Raw genomic sequence first — 19,389 nt, forward strand, 5'->3', positions numbered from 1 at the left:
ATACCTAGCCAAGCAGGGCTAGGTATGTGGGAGCTCTTTTTCTGCTTTTGAAATCAGCTGAATATCTAAAGAAACATTACAAAACAAAAAAGCTTGTAGAAAAAACATCGTTTTCTCTACAAGCTGAAAGAGCCTTCCGGGCTCTTTCTTTTTTAGTCAAATAGCGTGTTTTTTTCTGGATGGCGCATAAAGTCAAACAGCATGCAAAGCTGTGAGGGTGTGTTTCGTTTTGGAGAAAGCGGCGGGAGCCTGTCCTCCGGAAAAAAAGCGGCATGGTTCGTCTCAATTCCCGTTTCCCCCTGCCCGCCCGTTATGCTGCATGCAATGAAAATTTTATAGTAATGATACGGCTGAGGCGGATGGGGATGCTTTTGGCTGTCCAACACGGCCAGCAATCGGGACGGTTCTGTATCGTACCCCGACTCTTCTTTGATTTCCTTGACCACGTTTTCAGCCGGTGATAAGCCAATCTCGCAAAACCCGCCCGGCAGTGACCACAGCTCATCATGCTTCTCCCGAACAAGCAAAATCTGATGATCTCGGAATACTGCGCCACGAACATCCGCTTTCGGTGTCGGATAGCCTTTCTCGCCCTTCCATAAATCAGTGATCACCTCAATTTCCGTTTGCGTGTAATCCGCCATCATCTCTGCGCTTAGCTTCATCAGCTCTTCGTACCTTTCCCTGTCATACACATCCTTTGAAAAAGCGAGTCCCGCCTGCGCGATCGCCCGAATCCGCAGCGCCCGTTCCAGCCATTTGGTTTGCACTTTATCACTCATCCTTTCACATTATTTTCCGCTATAAAAAAAGCACGTTTCCCACTGATGAAAACGTGCAACTGTAAATCTATTTCTAATCTAACTTCACCAAATAATCAATATTGTCCTTCACTCTCTCTTCAATATTACTGGTTGTGATATCAGCTAAAAACGGATTATATACCAGTGTGTAATGTTTTTGTTCCCCTTTAGGAATGACATAACTAAGTACACCTGTAACCTTTTTCCCTGATATTAGTGTTCCTCCCATAAGTATTCTGCCCTGCTCTTCTATAGAAAAAACTGGCCGGACTGATTGATCATTCTTGTCTTTTAAGTCTAACCCAGTGAAATTGTAGCTTATCGAGTCTTTCCCTATATTTTCTATCGTAACTTCTATAATGAGCCGTTCCTCATGATCTTTTATTGTTTTTGTCTTCGCATTTTCAGCCCCGCCAATATTCGTATATTCACCTTTTTGCACTCTATCAACTTTATTCACTGTAAAATTCGTATGTCCTGCTTTAAACGTTTCTCCTATTTTATGTATTTGATCATCTTGTTTAATCTTCGGCTCACCGTGTTTTTTCAATTCCTTATCAATTTCCTTTTTAAGCTCTTCTTCCGATTTTTTCTCTTTCGGTTTTTCTTTTACTGACGCATCGCTCGATTGGCTGCACGCGGAAAGCGCAAGCCCGATCGTCAGGGCAAATAATAGTATTAAGACTTTTTTCACGACTGTTCCCCCATCTAAAGTAATCGATTTCTATTATAATCAGATTTTACCTTTTCCTTACAGGTAATAAAGTAACAATTTTATTTATTTTATCTATTACCAACTGACTCTTTTCTAGTGTTTGAACATTTTTCACTAGTTCATTAGTCCTTTTCATCAAAAAAACCCGAGCTGGCAGCAGCCGGCTCGGGCAGGTAGTCAATCTCGCTTATTCATATCCCTTTTCTCTCTCGGTTCCTGTTGTTGTTTTTGGTGCTCCGGAGGCTGCGTCGTGCGTTCCATCTCCTTTGTATCTTGTCCCATTCCCTTTAAAAACGAGAAAAGCAGTGTAATTGATTTGTTGATTTCCGGGTCTTTGAGCGAACGAATGATATCGAAATAACCTGTTTTCTCTTCGCTGTCCTTCTGTTCCACCGCGTTTGCCACCCCCGCATTCACTTTCAAAATGAGGGGCTCCAGCTGTTTCACATCCAGCATGCCGAGCGTTCCAAACAGAAGAAGCAGATTTTTCAGCGTATTGGCCGTTTCCTCTGTATCTGCTTTTTTGACTAGGATATCAAGGACTTTATCCCCTTGGCCAAAAAGGCCGCGGAGCAATGGCAGGACGCCGCGCTCGTTCATGTGGCCGAGCATTTGCAGCGTTTCTAGAATGACTGCCTTATTTTCAACTAATGCATCTTCAATTTCTTTCATATCACGCTTACGCTGATCCTCTTCGGTTACTTGGATTTTCTGGATTTGTTTAATTGCTTTAGCCATTACGCCCAATCCCCCTTTTCACTGCGTCACCAGGGAAAATATAATCCTTCCGCGCCCATTTCTTTTGCACTTGCACACCGATTTGCGGCTGCGGGTTGCCGTTGCGGTGATTGATTTTAGGGAGCGGGTTGGTTCCGTCCCGTTTCAAAATTTCCATTTTGGCTGACGTTTCTTTGTATGCCGGCGTATCGGTATCCTTATCGGCATGGCTGCCTGTTAACAGGTTGATCGCTGCTTCCCCTGAATCGTTCATTGGCAAATATACTTCCTTCCCTTTGACACGATCAGTGATCAGGCATTTCACTTTGACATTTCCGAAAGGCGAGGTGAGTCTGACAAGTGTTCCATCCTGAATTCCCCGTTCTGCCGCTAGCTCAGGAGAAATTTCTAAGAATACTTCCGGTGTTTTCTCCGAAATCCCTTTTGATTTGTAGGTTAAGTTTCCTTCGTGGAAATGTTCTAAGAGCCGCCCATTGTTGACGTGGATATCATATTCCTCACCGAACTCATCAGGCTCCGTCCACTGAACAGGATAAAGAATGGCTTTGCCGTCCGGAAAAGGAAAGCGCTCTGTAAAGAGTAAAGGCGAATCCTTTCCATCGGCGCTTACAGGCCATTGAAGAGAATTGTAGCCTCGAAGACGTTCATAGGTAACACCGGCATAAATCGGCGACAGCATGGCTGCTTCCTCCATAATGTCACTAGGGTGTTCATAGCGCCAGCCAGCGCCAAGCTTATTGGCTACTTCCATAATAATTTGCCAATCAGGCTTTGATTCGCCCAACGGTTCAAACACCTGATACAATCGCTGAATACGACGTTCTGTGTTTGTGAAAGTACCCTCTTTTTCAAGGCTTGGGCTCGCAGGAAGAACAACATCGGCATACTCTGCTGTTCGTGAAAAGAAAATGTCCTGCACCACAAAGAAATCAAGCTTTTCATATGCGGCGTGCACATGATTGATGTTGGAATCAACCAGCCCCATTTCTTCCCCTTTTACATACATCGCTTTCAGCTGGCCGGAATGGATTTTTTCAATCATTTCGTGATTGGTCATGCCCGGCTCCTTCGGCATCGGCACCCCCCACGCCCGCTCGTATTTTTGGCGGACTTGTTCATCCGTTACATTTTCATAGCCAGGCAGTTTGTTAGGCATGCTTCCGAAGTCACTTGCCCCCTGCACGTTGTTATGACCGCGCAACGGATAAGAGCCTGTTCCCGGTTTTCCATAGTTTCCTGTCACAAGCAGCAGATTCGAGATCGCCGTGCTCGTGTCGCTTCCGCCAATATGCTGCGTCACACCCATCGCCCATAATGCACACACACTGTCAGCCTGACCGATCATCTCGGCCATTTCGATGAGAGTTTCTCGATCTATTCCGGTTTTCTCCTCGGCATATTCGAGTGTGTATGGCGCCAGGCTTTTTACGTATTCATCCCGTCCGTTCACTTTTTCTTGTAAAAAGCGTTCATCAGCCTTGCCGTTTTCAATCAAATATTTGGCGATGGCATTCAGCCAGACGATATCTGAACCCGCACGCGGCTGGACAAATAAATCAGAGCGCTCTGCCATTTCGTGTTTTCTGATATCCGCTACGATCACTTTCTGTCCTCTCAGCTTATGAGCCCGTTTAATGCGAGTGGACAAGACTGGATGGGACTCAGACGTATTCGAACCGATAATCAACACAAGGTCTGCTTGCGCGATATCTGTAATTGACCCTGAATCACCGCCATAGCCGACTGTTCGGAACAGGCCGGCAGTCGCAGGAGATTGACAATAGCGCGAGCAGTTGTCCACGTTATTTGTGCCGATGATCCCTCTTGCCAGTTTTTGCATGAGGTAGGATTCCTCGTTTGTACATTTAGAAGATGTAATAAAGGCAAGTGAATCAGAGCCAAACTCGTCTTTCAAATCGGTGAACTTGTTGGCGATCAGCGTTAACGCTTCCTCCCATTCCGCTTCCCGGAAATGGTCGCCTTCGCGGATCAGCGGCTTTGTCAGGCGCTCCTCGCTGTTTACGAAATCCCAGCCGAACTTTCCTTTTACACAAGTAGAAATGCCGTTGGCTGGCGCTTCCTCCTGCGGCTCCACTTTCAGAATGTCTCTTCCCTTTGTCCAGACATCAAAGCTGCAGCCCACGCCGCAGTATGTGCAGACGGTTTTCGTTTTCTTGATCCGTTCATCACGCATGGCGGATTCCATATCAGAAATGGCGAGAATCGAGCCGTACCCTGTTTCTACGCCTTTTGTGATCTCGATCATCGGACGGAGCGTTTCGTGATCAATGCCTGTTAAATATCCGGCTTCCCCTTCCATTCCTTTTTCCATCATCGCGTTACACGGACAGACCGTTGAACAGTGGCCGCATGACACACAAGACGACTCATTGATCGGCACATCGTTATCCCAAATGACGCGCGGGCGTTTCCGCTCCCAGTCAATGGTCAGGGTTTCAGTCACCTGAACGTCTTGGCAAGCTTCAACACAACGGCCGCACAAAATACATTGGTCTGGATCGTACCGGTAAAACGGATGAGATTCATCCTTATGATAAGGCTTATGGTCAAACGGGATGCTTTGGTGATTGACTTTCATTTCTTTCACCGTATTATGTATTTCACACCCCCCGTTGTTGTAATCGCAAACTGTACAATAAAGCTCATGATTATATAAAATCTTGTCCATCCCGATGACCTGCGCTTTTTTGACATCAGGCGAAAGCGTATCAATGACATCCCCATCCTTTACTTCAGCGGAGCACGATCTCTTTAGCTCACCATTGATGCTGACGATGCACGTATCACATGTTTCAATCGGCCCTAAGCTGGGATGATAGCAAACTTGCGGCACTTCAATCGAACTGTTGTTCAAAAGCTGCAGCAGCGTTTGATCTTCGGAGGCTTCCATTTCAACGCCGTTTATTGTGATTTTTTTCTGTTGAGCCATCTCCATTCCCCTTTCTTGCCAGTGTATATACCGAATTACCCATTTCTCTTCCCTTACAAGAGATCAATAAAACATACAAAACGCACTCAAATGTTTTAGCACATTCACACCGGGAAACGAGGTGGTAGATGAAAAAGGAGGGATATCATGAACAAAACAATGTCTGTTCTAACCGCGACAGCCGCACTGACAGCCTCTCTTTCCAGCTTTGGCGCAGCACCTTTTCCAACCCCTGTAAAGGCCGAAACTCAAGCAACAACGCTCTCCGAAGATACGAATCAATCCGCCGCCGAGCTTGTCAAAAACCTCTACAACACCGCCTACACAGGGGAAATGCCTCAGCAGGCGCAAGGCCTTACCATTAACAAAAGCACGAAAGGCGATGTCCATGCTAAATTAGGGGAACCGGAACGGCCGTCCGGAGGAGACAATCGGTTTGATTTATATCACTGGAATATGGGGAACCCGGGCTACGGATTTTCCTATCATCAAGACATGACCATTTCAGAAATCCGCTACTTTGGAACCGGCGTGGAACGGCAGCTGAATTTAGGAGGGGTTACCCCGGAAGTGCTGCGAAATGAATTAGGCGCCGCTAATCGAGTGTTAACCGTCCCGTTTACCGATGAAATAGATTATGTATATAATACAGGCCGATATGAACTCCATTTTGTAATTGGCAAGGACCAGACCGCCGACCATGTAAACCTTAAAGCGAAATAATCACATCATGCGGCTGTTCAGCCGCTTTTTTTATTGGACAAATAGAGGGTATATTCCTTACAATACATGGGAGTTGAAACAGAGACGGGGTATCAATTCTCAATGAAGCGAAATCGATGGATATATGCAGCTGTCACCATGATGATCATAGCGATGGGGCTGGGATCCAGAGCATTCTCAAGTGTTCTGCCGGATGCCGTCAATCCTTATCTGGGGGACTCGCTGTGGGCGGCCATGATCTATATGGGATGCGGGTTTCTATTTCGGAAAATGAAGACAATGATGACGGGCATGATCAGTCTTTCTTTCTGTTTTTTCATTGAAATCAGCCAGCTGTATCACTCAGATTGGATCGACCGGATCAGAGACACTTCTCTTGGCGGCCTTGTACTGGGGTACGGTTTTTTATGGAGCGATATCGAAGCGTATACGATCGGAATTGCACTCTGTGCAGCCATAGAACTGCTCGTCCTAGGAATCAAAGAGCGCCACAAAATGTGACGCTTTTTTCATATAGAAAACAACTTTTCATATTGCTCAAAGGTTTTTTCCATTACAAGATTCATCCTGATTTCCCCCTTGTTAAAAACATACGGTATGCCGCAGCGTAAGGGTCAACATGGAAAATTAAGCCCTTTTGCACTGTAAAATCATCCAAACCCGCCGATAGGTAAGGCATAGGAGGTGGAACGATGGATATTCCCGCTTTATCAGTTGCTATGCATCAAGCATCACTTGCCCAAAATGTTGATATCGCTTTAACGAAAAAAGTGTTGGACACGGCCCAGCAAAATGCCGATCAAACCTTAAAGATGATTCAGCATCCGACACTCGGACAAACCATTGATATAAAAGCTTAATCACACACCAAAGGCGGCCAAGGACTCCATCCTCCCGGCCGCCTTTATTGTTCACAAAAGAGCATGCATGTTTTGACTGTTCCTCCGTATGATGTATTGTTTGCCATATGAAGGAGGTTATTAAAAGACATGAAAAGATTGTTTACGAAAGCTTCATTGATATTATTCGCAGTTGTATTTATTTTCGCCGTCAAAGGGACGCCCGCCAACGCCGAAACCCATGCCTACGATGGAAAAAGCCCTTATTACAATGATTGTGCATCCAGCGGCTCTACAAAAAAATCCTCAAACTTAGTGAATGCCAACAATCAAGTCATCGGGGTGGTCGAGCTCAAATTCAGCAGTGCATGTAAAACGGCTTGGGCAAAAATCACGATGAATCATACATTGACGTCAGGCTATGAAGCAAATGCGGAGATTACCCGGAACACGGACGGAAAGAGATATAACTGTGATTCTGCAGGCGGCAATGGAAAAGCGGTGGCCGGCCAAAAATCTTGTTATACACCGATGGTATATGATTTGGATCCACGGACTTCTTACGCTTTCGGTAAGTATTCAGGACCGAATCTGAATGTTTGGGCCACTACAGGCTCTTACTAAAAAGAAAAAAGGCTGTCCAAACGGGCAATATCCGCGGCAGCCTTTTCGTATTAATTCGCTTCTCTTTGTTTTTTAACCTCTTCAAGCTGAGAGACCGTCACCAATTGATAGCCTTGATCGGTGAGCTTTTTGATAATTTCATCGGCCGCGTCAGCAGAGGTGCGGTAAATGTCGTGAATCAAGATGGTTCTTCCATCTCCCGCCTGACTCATGACCCGGTCAACGATTGTTTTTTTGTTGCGTTCTTTCCAATCTTCCGGGTCAATATCCCATAATGCGACATCCATTTTCAATTGACTCCGCAGCTCATCATTAATGCCGCCGTATGGAGGTCTTACAAGCGTCGGACGGTATCCGCTTATTTTTTCAATAATATCCTGCGTGTCGTTGATCTGCTTTAACGCTTCTTTTACTGAAAGCCTTGTGAGAAGCGGGTGGCTCCATGAATGGTTCCCCACCTCATGTCCTTCTTTCAGCATCCTTTTAAGCGTTTCCGGATAATATTGCACCCTGCTCCCGAGAACAAAAAACGTGGCATGCCCCTTATGTTGCTTCAAGGAGTCCAAAATTTGATTTGTTGTCGCAGGATTCGGGCCGTCATCGAAAGTAAGCGCAATGACTTTTTGATTTGGATCAACCGTTTCCTCTTTAGGCAATGAAATCACTTCATGCTTCGGCTTTTGCTCTTTGATTTTATTTTTGTTTTTTGCTTTATCAATATATTGTTCTTTCACAATGTCTTTCAAGAGGCTTTTCTTAATCGCAATCGATTGCTCCCCAAGATAGCCTGCTGCGACCTGATATGTATCGAAATAAAATTCGATATAATCTTGCTTGATGGCAAAGCGGCTGAAATTTTCTTTTTTCGGTGCCGTTCCTTCCTTTAACAGCGCTTCGTCAGCAGCAATGTCCTTATCTTTTTTCAGTTCATGATAAGCGATTAACGAAAGCTTATGTAAATAGTCAGCGTCCTCTTTGAAAATATCATCAATCGAAAGAAAAGCTTGTTTACTAAAATCATAGTTAAACGTTTTTTTCACGGTTTGCCCGTGTGCACCGCCGATATATTTATATTCATTAAATACAATCGCTACTGTCTGTTTGGCGTAATGGGCAATTTTATAATCAACATTTAATTCGTTGCGTTTTGTCGTATGCTCCTGATCAACGTCTTTTGTTTCCTTTTGAAATTGGCGAACCTCTTTCTCTGCGAAACTCTTTAATGCCGCATCCATTTTTTTATTTTTAAAAACTGGATAATTGACTGCGTAATTGAACGTTTTCCCGTCGTTCACAAGCGTTGCGATCTCCACGTTCCCATACTGAGAATCAGTTTTCACTTTAGTCATAACCGTTTCTTTTTGTAATGAATTATGGAAAAAGCCAATAAGGCCCGCCACACATACAACTGCTAATAAGATATGAAACCATTTGATTCTTTTTGCCAACAACCCAAATTCCTTCTTTCATAACCATTTCGATTTATCCTTATCAGTTAGAACTGTATCTTTTTAGAAATATTCTTGTAATATTACAGTAACATTTATTTCACATTTGTAATACTATGAGATTTAGTAGTTCTTGTCAATCCTTTTTCAGGGATTTCATCATAAAAAAATCGATTTCACGAATGTACATACACCCAACTCACACATCAAGAATATGGTAAAAGGAATAAAAAAAACATGGGAGGTTTTCCTCTTGGATTATCCTTTGAATGAACAGACATTTGAACAAATGACACCTTATGATGAAAGACAGCCTTATTATTATCCGCGCCCGAGACCGCCATTTTACCCGCCTTATTATTACCCTAGACCGTTCTATCCGTTTTATCCGCGTCCGCCTTACTATTACCCGCGCCCGAGACCGCGCCCACGACCGCCTTACTACCCTTGGTCCGGTTATGGCGGCGGTTTCGGCGGCGGATACGGAGGAGGTTACGGCGGAGGTTACGGCGGAGGTTACGGATACTAGGCGTCGTTTACCAAAATGGGGGCAGTCCAGCTCCCTATTTTTTTGTTTTAAAAATGACAATATCATGACAAATATAGGAAATGATTGTAATTCTCATAGCCGTCTTGTTACGATAACAATAGCATGCAGTTTTGGGGGAGGCGTCTATTTTTGGAGAATACAAGTGATTCTGCAGCTATATCTGAAACGAAATACATAAAACCTTCAAATCGGGTAACAATTTACGATTTTATCAAACTTGCAAAACCCGGCATTATCATATCAAACTCGATAGCAGCCTTCGGCGGATTTTGGATCGCATTTGCAAGCGCAGAAAAACCATTAACCGGAATGGCTTTTTTGATGACAATGGTGACAGCAATGTTTGGAACCGCGTTTGTTATGGCTTCCGGAACTGTCTATAACAACTATTTTGATCGGCATATGGACGCAAAAATGGCACGCACCCGCAGCAGAGCCTCGGTCACAGGGAAAATGCCGCCAGCTATGCTCTTAACGTATGGCTCTGTTTTAGGAATCACCGGTCTTGCGATGCTCTATTCCCTCAATCCATTAACTGCCCTTCTCGGACTGGCCGCTTTTATTTTTTATGCGATTATCTATACGATATGGGTGAAACGAACTTCTGTGTGGAGTACATTTGTCGGGAGCTTCCCCGGAGCTGCGCCGCCATTGATGGGGTATTGCGCGGTAACCGGAGACATCAGTATGACTGCAGTGCTGTTGTACGCGATCATGTTTCTGTGGCAGCCCCCGCATTTTTGGGCGATTGGGATCAGACGCAAAGAGGAGTATCGGGCAGCGGGCGTTCCGCTCTTGCCTGTTGTAAGAGGAAATCATGTAACAAAAATAAAAATGATTCAATATCTTGCAGTTTTGGTGCCGGTCACGTTATTATTTCCTTTTACTCTCGCCAGCGGCCATATCAGTCCATTTTATTTCTTAGCTGCCCTGGTTCTCGGAGGCATATGGATCAAAAAAAGCATCCAGGGATTCAAAACAGATGATGACGTGAAGTGGGCAAAGGATATGTTTGTCTACTCGCTCATTTATTTTTGCTTGCTGTTTTTGATTATGATGGTTGATTCATTTGTGATGTTTTTGATCAGATAATAGTTATGCAAAAAGAGTCACACATTAATGCGACTCTTTTTTGTTTGGAAACACAGCATCTAATAGAAATGTCATGATCAAAAACACAGCCATGCAAATCAAAAATCGTACGATCTCACTCAAAATCCAGCTATCAGCAATACGCATACCATCGGTTTCTCGTAGGCTTGCATATATTGAAAAAATCATGAGTATGTTTTTTAGGGTTTCTTTGTTCATGTCATACCATCGCTTTCTTGAAATGATTACTGTAATGCAAAAATAAAAGATGAGGCAAAATCCATCCGCTTAAAAACATATCCGCATCACTGCATGTTTTGATTGTATGAAATCCTTGTTGTTTCAGCCAGCCATTTGCAAAGTTCAGGCAAACAGATAAAAAACAATAGACACTTGTAAGACTTCTCCCTTTCTTAAAGGCTTTATTTCAGTTTAGATACAAATTTTACTTTCAGGCCTTATCCAAGGTTTACGAAACTTCTTGCTCGAACTACCGTATAGCTTATCAGGAGGGATCAAACGATGAAAGAGTATAAATTCGTAAGAGTTGAACTGAGTACGATGAGAAGAAGGCCTAAAGAAGACTACCAGCAAATCATCCATGACTATGCGAAAAGAGGCTGGACATTGATTCAGATTTTCGCTCCCAGTATCGATGGGTATGGAGCGGCTGCTTATTTTGAAATCATATTTGAAAGAGATGCGGAAAAAGCTTAGTCTATGTGTCTAAGCTTTTTTATTTACCCTTTGTATCCCAATCTCGTTGCGGGCCATCTATACAATTTCTGCAAATGCAGCATCACATGCTTTTGCTAAATCTCGCGGCGCTAGCTTTAGCTGCATACCGATTTTCCCTGCACTGACAATGATAAAATCAAATGTTTCAGCGGCCGCATCAATATAGGTCGGGAACCATTTTTTCATGCCAATTGGTGAGCAGCCGCCGCGAAGATAGCCAGTTACCCTTAATAGCTCCTTCATAGCAATCATGTCTATTTTCTTTTCACCTATTACCTTTGCCGCCTTTTTTACATCTAATTCCTTTGCAACAGGTACAACAAAGACGTAGTAATGATGGGCTCCCGCTGTTGCCACCAATGTTTTATATACATACTCCAAAGGATATCCGATTTTTTCCGAAACAGAGACGCCATCTACCGGCTGGCCCCCTTCTGTTTTGTAGCCTAATAACTCATAGGAGATGTTCTGCTGTTCGATCAGACGAACCGCATTCGTTTTTGCCATTTTTTTCGCCATCCTTTTCCCCCACTATCAAAAAAATTCCTGAATTCCTGTATGTCTACTTTATTACAGTCAATATAAATACTAACACTAGAGATATCCATATTCCACCAAGCTGCATGTCCAACTCCCAAAACACAGTCATTGTCCTCACACCTTTCGTTCTATTCTTAGTTAACATGAAATAAATCAGGAATGAACGAAATAAACCCACATACAATTTGTATGAATGTAAAATGAAGGAGTGGTTGCTTTGTATCCTTACTTTCATAGTCCTCCGTCAATTCCTTACTTTACACCTACTCATAACTCTCAGAGAAATCCAGACTTTACAGAAAGACAGCGAAGAAGACAAATCACATTGAATGTAGATGGCGTTGTACCACCCTCTTCCTATGAGGATCTCGGAGACGGGTTTTATTCTTACGCATGGACGAACCAACAGGTCATAAATCCGGGTGAATACCTTGTTTGCCACCTTGAAGGAAGGGATATAAAAGTGATGAATGGCGGGTTTACTTCACGCGATACTGCTCCATTGTATGCGATCGCAAGCTTTCCAAGGAGAAGAAACCAATGGGTTATTACGCTTCATAATCCTGTTCAAACCCAAAGAGCCATATCGCTTTATCTGATTGCGAAAAGGTGATACGAAATGTCCTCAAAAAGCATTCAGGTGGCTTAATGGTCCTTCTTGAAACGAACAGTTACGATAAGGATGAACCTTCTTGATACCGCATCTAAACGAGATCGGTGAATAACTTTTTATGAATCAACACCTTATTTCCGTAAGAATGGACAAAAGAATTTGACTCATGGATTATTTTAAAGAAGGATAATCAGGAAATTGTTAGAGGAACCATTTTTAGGTGACCATTTAAAACAATAAAAAAAGCAGGCATTCCGTCTGCTTTTTTGAAGGGCGTGTAAAGAGTTAAAACCCTTCCTCTAAACTGAGAGCGGGTTTAAACAATGATTTATGAAGTTTCCTTACTCATCTTTTTTATCTTTGTCGGTATCTTCAGGATCCTCAACTGGATCTTCGGGATCAGGGTCATTATCGTTTTCATCATCTTTATTGATGGTATCATCCTCGTCGACACCTGGAACGTTGTTATTGTCAGTATCTTGGTTGTTGCCGTTTTGATCTTGATCGTTCTCCTCGACGTCTGGAGCATTGTTATCATTATCATTATTATCTTGACCAGTATTACAGCCCATTAATACAAAACTGGATAGGAACAACGCACTTATGATTTGCAGCCATTTTTTCATATCCACCCTCCTTTCTTCTTTTTAATCCCTATCAGTTTGTCCAGCATGTTTACTTTCATTCGTTTGCATTCTTATATTTCTTTCTTTAAAACTAAGTAACGAAACAAATATTATGAAAGGACATGGCTCGAAGATGAATCATTTCCGATAGATAACTGTCCTTATCTGGCAATTATAGGAGCCAGCATAGCTAACAGCATGAGGGAGGGGGCTAAAATAAAGGGATCAGATCACTCCCTTTTAATTCAATCAAAAAACCCTTCAATTCGAAGAAGGGTTTTTCCATTCATCAACACCTTAGTCTGCTACAGTCAACAGTCAAGACCAGCATGAATTGGCGCACTTGTTATCTTGATCGTGTCATAGATGAGAGACGATACACTCTGCCTGCCCCTCCAGTTTAAATTCTCCAAACCCGTAAGGCAGCAACATATGATCTCCTTTTTTGAAGCGATTGACACTCCCATCGGAGATGATACGGCCTTCTCCTTCAATCACACTGACAAGAAGGAATGGTTTTTGCTGCTTTAAGCTTACATATCCTGATAAACTCCACTTTTCCACTGAAAAGTAAGCGCATTCAATAAACGTGGTTGTAAGCAAATCATCTGTTTGCTCATAATGAACAGATTGCCGATCTGGAATGGATGGAACCTCTATGACTTCTATGCTCTTTTCCAGATGAAGCTCTCGCATATTGCCTTCTGCATCTTTTCGCTCATAATCATATATTCTATACGTTGTATCTGAATTCTGCTGCGTCTCTAAAACGAGAATGCCTTTTCCAATCGCATGAACGGTACCGCTTGGCACATAGAAGAAATCCCCCGGCTTTACCTTTACGCGGCGCAAGAGCTCATCCCATTCTCCAACCTCTATCATCGAGATCAGTTCTTCCTTTGTTTTTGCATTGTGGCCGTAAATGATCTCTGCATCTTTCTCGCAATCAATGATGTACCAGCATTCAGTCTTTCCTAGCTCTCCGTTTTCACGTGTATTGGCAAAATCATCATTCGGATGCACCTGAACGGACAAGTCTTGGTCTGCATCTAATACTTTTGTAAGAAGAGGAAAACGGTCACCTTCAAGATGTCCGAATAAATATCTGTGATGCTCCCATAATTCGTTAAGTGTTAATCCCTTATACATTCCGTTTTGAACAACGCTTTGACCATTTTGATGCGCGGCAAAAGCCCAGCACTCCCCTGTTCGTTCTGACGGAATGTGATAGCCGAAATCAGCTAAAGCGGTGCCGCCCCAAATCCTCTCTTTGAAAACAGGCTTGAAAAATAACGGTTCAGTCATCATGAAAATCCCCCCGCGTTACACGATTTCATCCAACAGTTTGTATGCTTCTTCTGTTGTTTGCACGGAGAGCAGCCGCTTCCTATAGCTGTCATCCATTAGTTTCCGTGATAACATCTGCAATATTTTCAGATGCTGGTTCCCTCCGCTCTCTTTCGGTACAGCAATCATAAAGATTAATTTAGCATCTGATCCATCCAGGCTGTTCCAGCCAACACCTGATCGTTTGATCCCAAAGGCAACACTCGGCTTCCTGACCGCCTCAGACTTTCCGTGCGGAATCGCGATATTCATGCCAATCGCCGTTGTTCCTTGTTGCTCACGATTCAAAATGGCTTGTTTAAACCCGCTCTCTGAAAGCAGCATACCTCCGCGGGACAATGTTTGAATCATTTCATCAATGATGTCATCTCTCGTTTCCCCGGATAAATGTGGCTCTATCAACTCTGGACTGATAATGTCTGTCAGTTTTTTGATATCCGTCATCTCGGCTTCCGGGCTTTCAGCTTGAATTGGCCGCGGTATTTCTTTTGCTGCAGCAGCTTCACTTGGCGGTGCAGTTTCGCTGAGCACAGGGGACGCTCCCGTAATATCCTTTTTTAATACATTGACGAACAGAGCAGTGACAAGAGATCCTGCAATCACAGCAATAAAAAACATCATGACATGATCAACTGCACCAAGCACTGCAACGATAGGTCCGCCGTGCGCCACTCTGTCTCCCACATTGCCAATCATCGCTATGACAGAACCAGTCATAGAACCTGCCATAATACTTGGAATGACGCGAAGAGGATCCTGCGCCGCAAATGGAATCGCTCCTTCAGTGATGCCGAAGAGTCCCATCGTAAATGCCGCTTTCCCCATTTCTCTTTGCGGCGCCTCGAATTTTCTTTTTCCAAAAAACGTCGCGATGCCGAGGCCAATCGGCGGTATACAAATGGCAACTGCAATTGGGCCCATGATTTCGTAATTTCCCTCACCAATCATGGCCGACCCGAACAGAAATGCCACTTTGTTTACGGGGCCGCCCATATCAAATGAGATCATCGCGCCTAAAATCAATGCCAGAAGGATCGAGCTCGAACCTTGCATCCCCGCCAGCCAAACCGTTAAAGTTGTGAAAATTCGAGCTACAGGTGCGCCAATCAAAAACACAAACGCTAACCCTACAATCAGTGATGCAAACACCGGAATAATAATAATCGGCATGATCGGTTGGATTGCTTTTGGAACTTTTAATTTTTTGATCCCAAGTGCCGCGTATCCAGCCAAAAATCCGGCAATGATACCGCCGAGGAAACCGGCGCCGCTTGCGCTGTCATAAAAACTTCCAGCCGCTGCAATATATCCGCCAATCATTCCTGGCACAAGTCCCGGCTTATCAGCGATGCTATATGCGATATATCCGGCTAATATCGGGATCATGAATGAAAATGAAGCACTGCCGATCTGTTCAATCGTTTTCCAGAAGGAATCATCCGGAATAACTAATCCTTTAGGTGTTTTTTCGCCCCCAAGCGTTAATGCAACCGCTATCAATAATCCGCCGACGACAATGAAAGGAACCATAAAAGAAACGCCGTTCATTAAATGACGGTAAATCGGATTTTGCTTCTTCTCCTGTTGACTGCCGGATTCCGATTTTGAAGCGGAATGATAGACCGGTATATCCCCGCTAAGTGCTTTTCGAATCAATTCTTCCGGTTTGCGGATGCCGTCCTGAACCCCGACAGACAGCAGTTTTTTCCCTATAAACCGATCTTTGTTTACGGAGCGGTCTGCCGCAATAATGATCGCGTCTGCCTCCTGAATTTCCTCAGCGGTTAGCTCATTTTCTACCCCGATTCCGCCCTGGGTCTCAACTTTAATGCGAACGCCTAATCTATCAGCAGCTTTTTGCAGATTTTCCGCTGCCATATACGTATGGGCAATTCCATTCGGACAAGAGGTTATCGCTAACAGTTTCATATAAATCCTCCTTTAAACTATGAATCGTAAGATCTTGACTCAACTGTATACTGAAATCAGGCCGTAAAAATCGTTTTATTTTACCGTTAATTCCGGAAATAAAGGCATTTTTCGCTATAAACAAAAAAAGCAAGGTTTCAACCCTGCTTTTAATATTCCAAATGAGATAAAAATGTCATGACGTCTGTTTCTTTCGTCAGCTTCTGGACGATGGCCGGCTGCTCACTCAGGTATGAAAGCTCACTAAACAGCTGCTTTGTCATATTTTGATCCTCATGTTTGACAGCCAGCATAAAAACAAGCGATACTTTCTCATTTCCCCAATCAAGCGGCTCTTTTAATGTAGCAATTGCAATGGCTGATTGTTTAATGTATTTAGCGTTTGCATGAGGAATGGCTATGCCTGCCCCAATGTTTGTCGCCGCCATTTTTTCCCGCATAACCGCATGAACCGCATATTCCTTTTCAACATAGCCTTTCTCATACAAAGCTGTCGCCAGCTGTTCAATCAACTTGTAGCGGTGCTCTGCCTCTTGCTGCAAAAAAACCAAAAAAGGAGTCGTATTGTTCAGCATATGAAAGGTTTTTCGTTTTTGGCGGTGCGATTCCCCCAGCTGACGTATAAATGCACTTAATTTCTTCTCTTCACCAGGCTCTAAAAGCGGAGATACAACAACATGAGGGATCGTTACATGTTCCAGCGCAATGGTAGAAATGACAAGATCGATATCCTCATGCTTTTTTATATAGTCCTTTAAATCAGCCTTTGCAATACAGGCCATTACAGCGATTTGATGATATTTCCGTTCAATTTTTGTCCGCAGCAATTGAGACATTCCAATGCCCATGTGGCAGACGATAACCGCCTTTTTATGTGTCTCGCTGCTGTGGTGCAGCCGTTCGATCGCTGCCTGAAAATGCAGCGTCAAATATGCTGCCTCTTCCTCAGGGATATAAAGATCAAACGATTGATTGATGTCTTCCAGAACGTCAATGATCAGATGAAACAAATAAGGGTACATCTTTTTGATGTCATTGAGCATAGGATTTGATACAGAAAGATCGTAGCTCAGCCGTTGTAGCACAGTATTGAGATGAATGTTCAATCCGTTGACCAAATCCTGATCTTTATGAAAATCCAGCATTTTCAGCTCTGAAACACGATTGATTAAATGCCCTACAACCTTTGGAAGCACTGCATTTTCAAGGTTATTTGTCTCTTCTTTCTGTAATGGATAACGAACTTTCCCGCCCAATATATGTAATGTTAAATACACAGCTTCTTCTTCAGGAAAGCGGATGGCAAAAACCGGCTCAAGCCGTTGTAAACAAGCAAAAGTCCATTGGTATTCTTTCTTCTTTTTTACTGCCGCCAGTTCTCTTGGAGATATCGAGATCGGCTGCTTCAATTTGATTCGGCGGATCATTAACAATGTATGCAGCAGCAAACTCTCAAACGTCTCATCTGTGAAATAGAGAGAATGCTTTTTTTGTAATGATTTGATTTCTTTCATCACAAAATCGACTTCATGACGTAAGAACTTACTTTTAATAAATTGGCTAGTAAACTCCGTGTTATCAATCAAATCAGATATTCTTGCCAATGCTTTTCTTTTATTTTTTTCGTTCCCTTCAACCTTCAAACCAATCCGCTGCTTCGAAACCAACGTGATCTCATACCGCTTCAGCCACTCTTCTAGCGCACATAATTCCTTTTTAATGGAAGAGCGATTCACAAAATGCTGAGCGGCTATTTCTTTTGCGGAAACAGGCTTTGCATTCATTAATAAATCATAAGCAATATGCAGCATTCTCTCTTCATCGGTCCGCTGCCTAGAATGAAAATGTTCAGTATATAATTGTTGGCTTAACCAGGTCCTTTCCTGTTCTTCTATATTTAGATAGACACCAAATCCTGGCTTCCGAATGAGCTGCGCATGAGAATGTTCATTGAGATAATCCTCAATCGCTTTCAAATCATTCCTGATCGTTTTTTCAGAACACTGTACCCTGTCTGCGAAATCTTGCACAACTAAATAGTCATCAGGTTCAGATAACAACAGATACAAAATCTCTTTTTGTCTTGTATTCATGTATTTCATCTGTTTTTCTATCCTTCCTGTCAGTATCCACTTGAACAAATTAATAGTATAAGTATACTATAAATGAAACCGTTTACATCATAACGTAAAATGATAGAGTCAAAAGTTTCATTTTTTACCGAAGCTTCCGGAAAAAAGGTTTTTTTATGTTGTTAGAGGTTCTATGCTCCAGTACGTTACCCACTCCCCATTCCAATTTAATAGAACAAGAAACGAGACACGGTAATGGTCCACCTCTATCCTGCGCCTTAAAAACCTAATCATCGACTAAGTCAACGCAATAAAAAACGGCTAGAAACGTTGATATAACGTCTCTAACCGCCGTGTATGATTCCAACTGGCTCGAACCAGCGACTTCAACCCTGTCTGCCTTTTGAACAAGTATATTCGATTCTGACCAGCCCTATTAACTTCAAGGCCTATTGAATTGTACTTCTGATGACTTCTGAATGAAAATGATGAAAGTTGATAGCTTTAGACAACAACTGCCAACTTTATCTCTCTTTTTAAGAAGCCTTTTAATCATTCACATTGCTTTTCATTAACCATTCAACTTCCGTTAATTCCTGTTTTTGAACATCTTTTGTGTGTTTTTTCGTGAAATGGGCTTTAACAGCTTCTTCGTTTTCCCAAATCTCCCAAAGCATTATTTTGCGTTCCGATGGTTCAAGCGGATAAGCATGGAATGTGATACACCCTTCTTCTTTGTTCGTTTCTTCCTCAAGTTTTTTGAATTCCTTCATTATCTCACTAAGGTCTTTATCACTGATAATTTTTAAGCATGCCGTTATGTAATGCATCGAAATTCCCCCTCTTCACATTATTTTATGGCTTTTCATTATAACATTTTCTTGAAAATTATAATCTATAAATCATTAAACGACATTGGGAGCCTTTTAGACCAACTTTCTATAAATTCTAAAGCAGCTAAAGGGTACGTATCAGACGATTTGGTCCTTATTTATGCTTATTCTGACCTTTGTTTTGGCCCAAATAGAAAGATTTTTCAAAA

The 19,389-nt window shown here is 42.9% G+C and carries 19 protein-coding genes; 8 read left to right on the top strand and 11 right to left on the bottom strand.

Going from position 1 to position 19,389, the window contains the following annotated elements:
• Positions 1–152: 152 nt before the first annotated feature.
• From JMN17_RS14390 to fdhF, 4 genes are all read right to left on the bottom strand, one after another.
• Complete coding sequence (locus JMN17_RS14390; protein WP_202328415.1) at positions 153–782, bottom strand: NUDIX hydrolase; 630 nt, start codon at positions 780–782, stop codon at positions 153–155.
• Positions 783–855: 73 nt separating this feature from the next.
• A complete protein-coding gene (locus JMN17_RS14395) occupies positions 856–1,497 on the bottom strand; it encodes a DUF4352 domain-containing protein (RefSeq protein WP_202328416.1) in 642 nt (213 codons plus the stop codon).
• A gap of 198 nt (positions 1,498–1,695) precedes the next feature.
• The gene (locus JMN17_RS14400) at positions 1,696–2,256 is read right to left on the bottom strand and encodes a DUF1641 domain-containing protein (RefSeq protein WP_087990844.1); all 561 of its coding nucleotides are present in this window, start codon (positions 2,254–2,256) and stop codon (positions 1,696–1,698) included.
• Positions 2,249–5,206 (bottom strand): formate dehydrogenase subunit alpha, encoded by a 2,958-nt coding sequence (gene fdhF / locus JMN17_RS14405; protein ID WP_202328417.1) that lies wholly within the window; start codon positions 5,204–5,206, stop codon positions 2,249–2,251. The genes JMN17_RS14400 and fdhF overlap by 8 nt, the downstream gene beginning before the upstream one ends.
• Before the next feature lie 147 nt (positions 5,207–5,353).
• Here fdhF and JMN17_RS14410 point away from each other — a divergent pair, with 147 nt between their 5' ends.
• The 4 genes from JMN17_RS14410 to JMN17_RS14425 all read left to right on the top strand — a co-directional run bounded on the left by JMN17_RS14410 (position 5,354) and on the right by JMN17_RS14425 (position 7,392).
• Positions 5,354–5,929, top strand: coding sequence for a YjgB family protein (locus tag JMN17_RS14410; protein ID WP_087990842.1), 576 nt, complete (start codon positions 5,354–5,356; stop codon positions 5,927–5,929).
• A 102-nt stretch (positions 5,930–6,031) separates the two neighbouring features.
• Positions 6,032–6,430, top strand: a complete 399-nt coding sequence (locus tag JMN17_RS14415; RefSeq protein WP_087991037.1) for a ribosomal maturation YjgA family protein — start codon at positions 6,032–6,034, stop codon at positions 6,428–6,430.
• Between the two features lie 191 nt (positions 6,431–6,621).
• Positions 6,622–6,789: a YjfB family protein gene (locus JMN17_RS14420; protein ID WP_087990841.1), complete on the top strand. Its 168-nt coding sequence runs from the start codon at positions 6,622–6,624 to the stop codon at positions 6,787–6,789.
• 129 nt (positions 6,790–6,918) lie between these two features.
• A complete protein-coding gene (locus JMN17_RS14425) occupies positions 6,919–7,392 on the top strand; it encodes a YjfA family protein (protein ID WP_087990840.1) in 474 nt (157 codons plus the stop codon).
• Between the two features lie 50 nt (positions 7,393–7,442).
• Here JMN17_RS14425 and pdaC read toward each other — a convergent pair whose 3' ends face one another.
• A complete protein-coding gene (gene pdaC, locus JMN17_RS14430) occupies positions 7,443–8,843 on the bottom strand; it encodes a peptidoglycan-N-acetylmuramic acid deacetylase PdaC (RefSeq protein WP_087990839.1) in 1,401 nt (466 codons plus the stop codon).
• Between the two features lie 250 nt (positions 8,844–9,093).
• On the opposite strand from pdaC, the gene JMN17_RS14435 reads away from it, so the two are divergent.
• The 3 genes from JMN17_RS14435 (at position 9,094) to JMN17_RS14445 (ending at position 11,199) form a co-directional block, all read left to right on the top strand.
• On the top strand, positions 9,094–9,369 hold the full coding sequence (locus tag JMN17_RS14435) for a spore coat protein (protein WP_202328418.1): 276 nt from the start codon (positions 9,094–9,096) through the stop codon (positions 9,367–9,369).
• 123 nt (positions 9,370–9,492) lie between these two features.
• Entirely contained in the window at positions 9,493–10,482 is a 990-nt protein-coding gene (gene cyoE, locus JMN17_RS14440; protein ID WP_087990838.1) for a heme o synthase, read from the top strand.
• Positions 10,483–11,004: 522 nt separating this feature from the next.
• A complete protein-coding gene (locus JMN17_RS14445; protein ID WP_202328419.1) occupies positions 11,005–11,199 on the top strand; it encodes a DUF4177 domain-containing protein in 195 nt (64 codons plus the stop codon).
• A 57-nt stretch (positions 11,200–11,256) separates the two neighbouring features.
• Here JMN17_RS14445 and ybaK read toward each other — a convergent pair whose 3' ends face one another.
• Positions 11,257–11,739, bottom strand: coding sequence for a Cys-tRNA(Pro) deacylase (ybaK, locus tag JMN17_RS14450; RefSeq protein WP_087990835.1), 483 nt, complete (start codon positions 11,737–11,739; stop codon positions 11,257–11,259).
• Positions 11,740–11,977: 238 nt separating this feature from the next.
• Between ybaK and JMN17_RS14455 the strand changes: the two genes are divergently transcribed.
• Entirely contained in the window at positions 11,978–12,373 is a 396-nt protein-coding gene (locus tag JMN17_RS14455) for a hypothetical protein (RefSeq protein WP_202328420.1), read from the top strand.
• 341 nt (positions 12,374–12,714) lie between these two features.
• On the opposite strand, the gene JMN17_RS14460 is transcribed toward JMN17_RS14455, so the two are convergent.
• The 5 genes from JMN17_RS14460 to JMN17_RS14480 form a co-directional block, all read right to left on the bottom strand.
• Positions 12,715–12,999 carry a hypothetical protein gene (locus tag JMN17_RS14460; RefSeq protein ID WP_202328421.1) on the bottom strand — a complete coding sequence of 95 codons (285 nt, stop codon included), beginning with the start codon at positions 12,997–12,999 and terminating at the stop codon, positions 12,715–12,717.
• Positions 13,000–13,359: 360 nt separating this feature from the next.
• Complete coding sequence (gene manA / locus JMN17_RS14465) at positions 13,360–14,307, bottom strand: mannose-6-phosphate isomerase, class I (protein ID WP_202328422.1); 948 nt, start codon at positions 14,305–14,307, stop codon at positions 13,360–13,362.
• Between the two features lie 15 nt (positions 14,308–14,322).
• Positions 14,323–16,275, bottom strand: coding sequence for a fructose-specific PTS transporter subunit EIIC (locus JMN17_RS14470; RefSeq protein ID WP_202328423.1), 1,953 nt, complete (start codon positions 16,273–16,275; stop codon positions 14,323–14,325).
• A gap of 149 nt (positions 16,276–16,424) precedes the next feature.
• Positions 16,425–18,377 (bottom strand): BglG family transcription antiterminator, encoded by a 1,953-nt coding sequence (locus tag JMN17_RS14475; RefSeq protein WP_202328424.1) that lies wholly within the window; start codon positions 18,375–18,377, stop codon positions 16,425–16,427.
• A gap of 518 nt (positions 18,378–18,895) precedes the next feature.
• Entirely contained in the window at positions 18,896–19,177 is a 282-nt protein-coding gene (locus JMN17_RS14480) for a putative quinol monooxygenase (protein WP_087990829.1), read from the bottom strand.
• Between the last annotated feature and the right edge of the window lie 212 nt (positions 19,178–19,389).

This window comes from Bacillus sp. RHFS10 (genome assembly GCF_016757475.1).
Lineage (GTDB): Bacteria > Bacillota > Bacilli > Bacillales > Bacillaceae > Bacillus > Bacillus subtilis_G.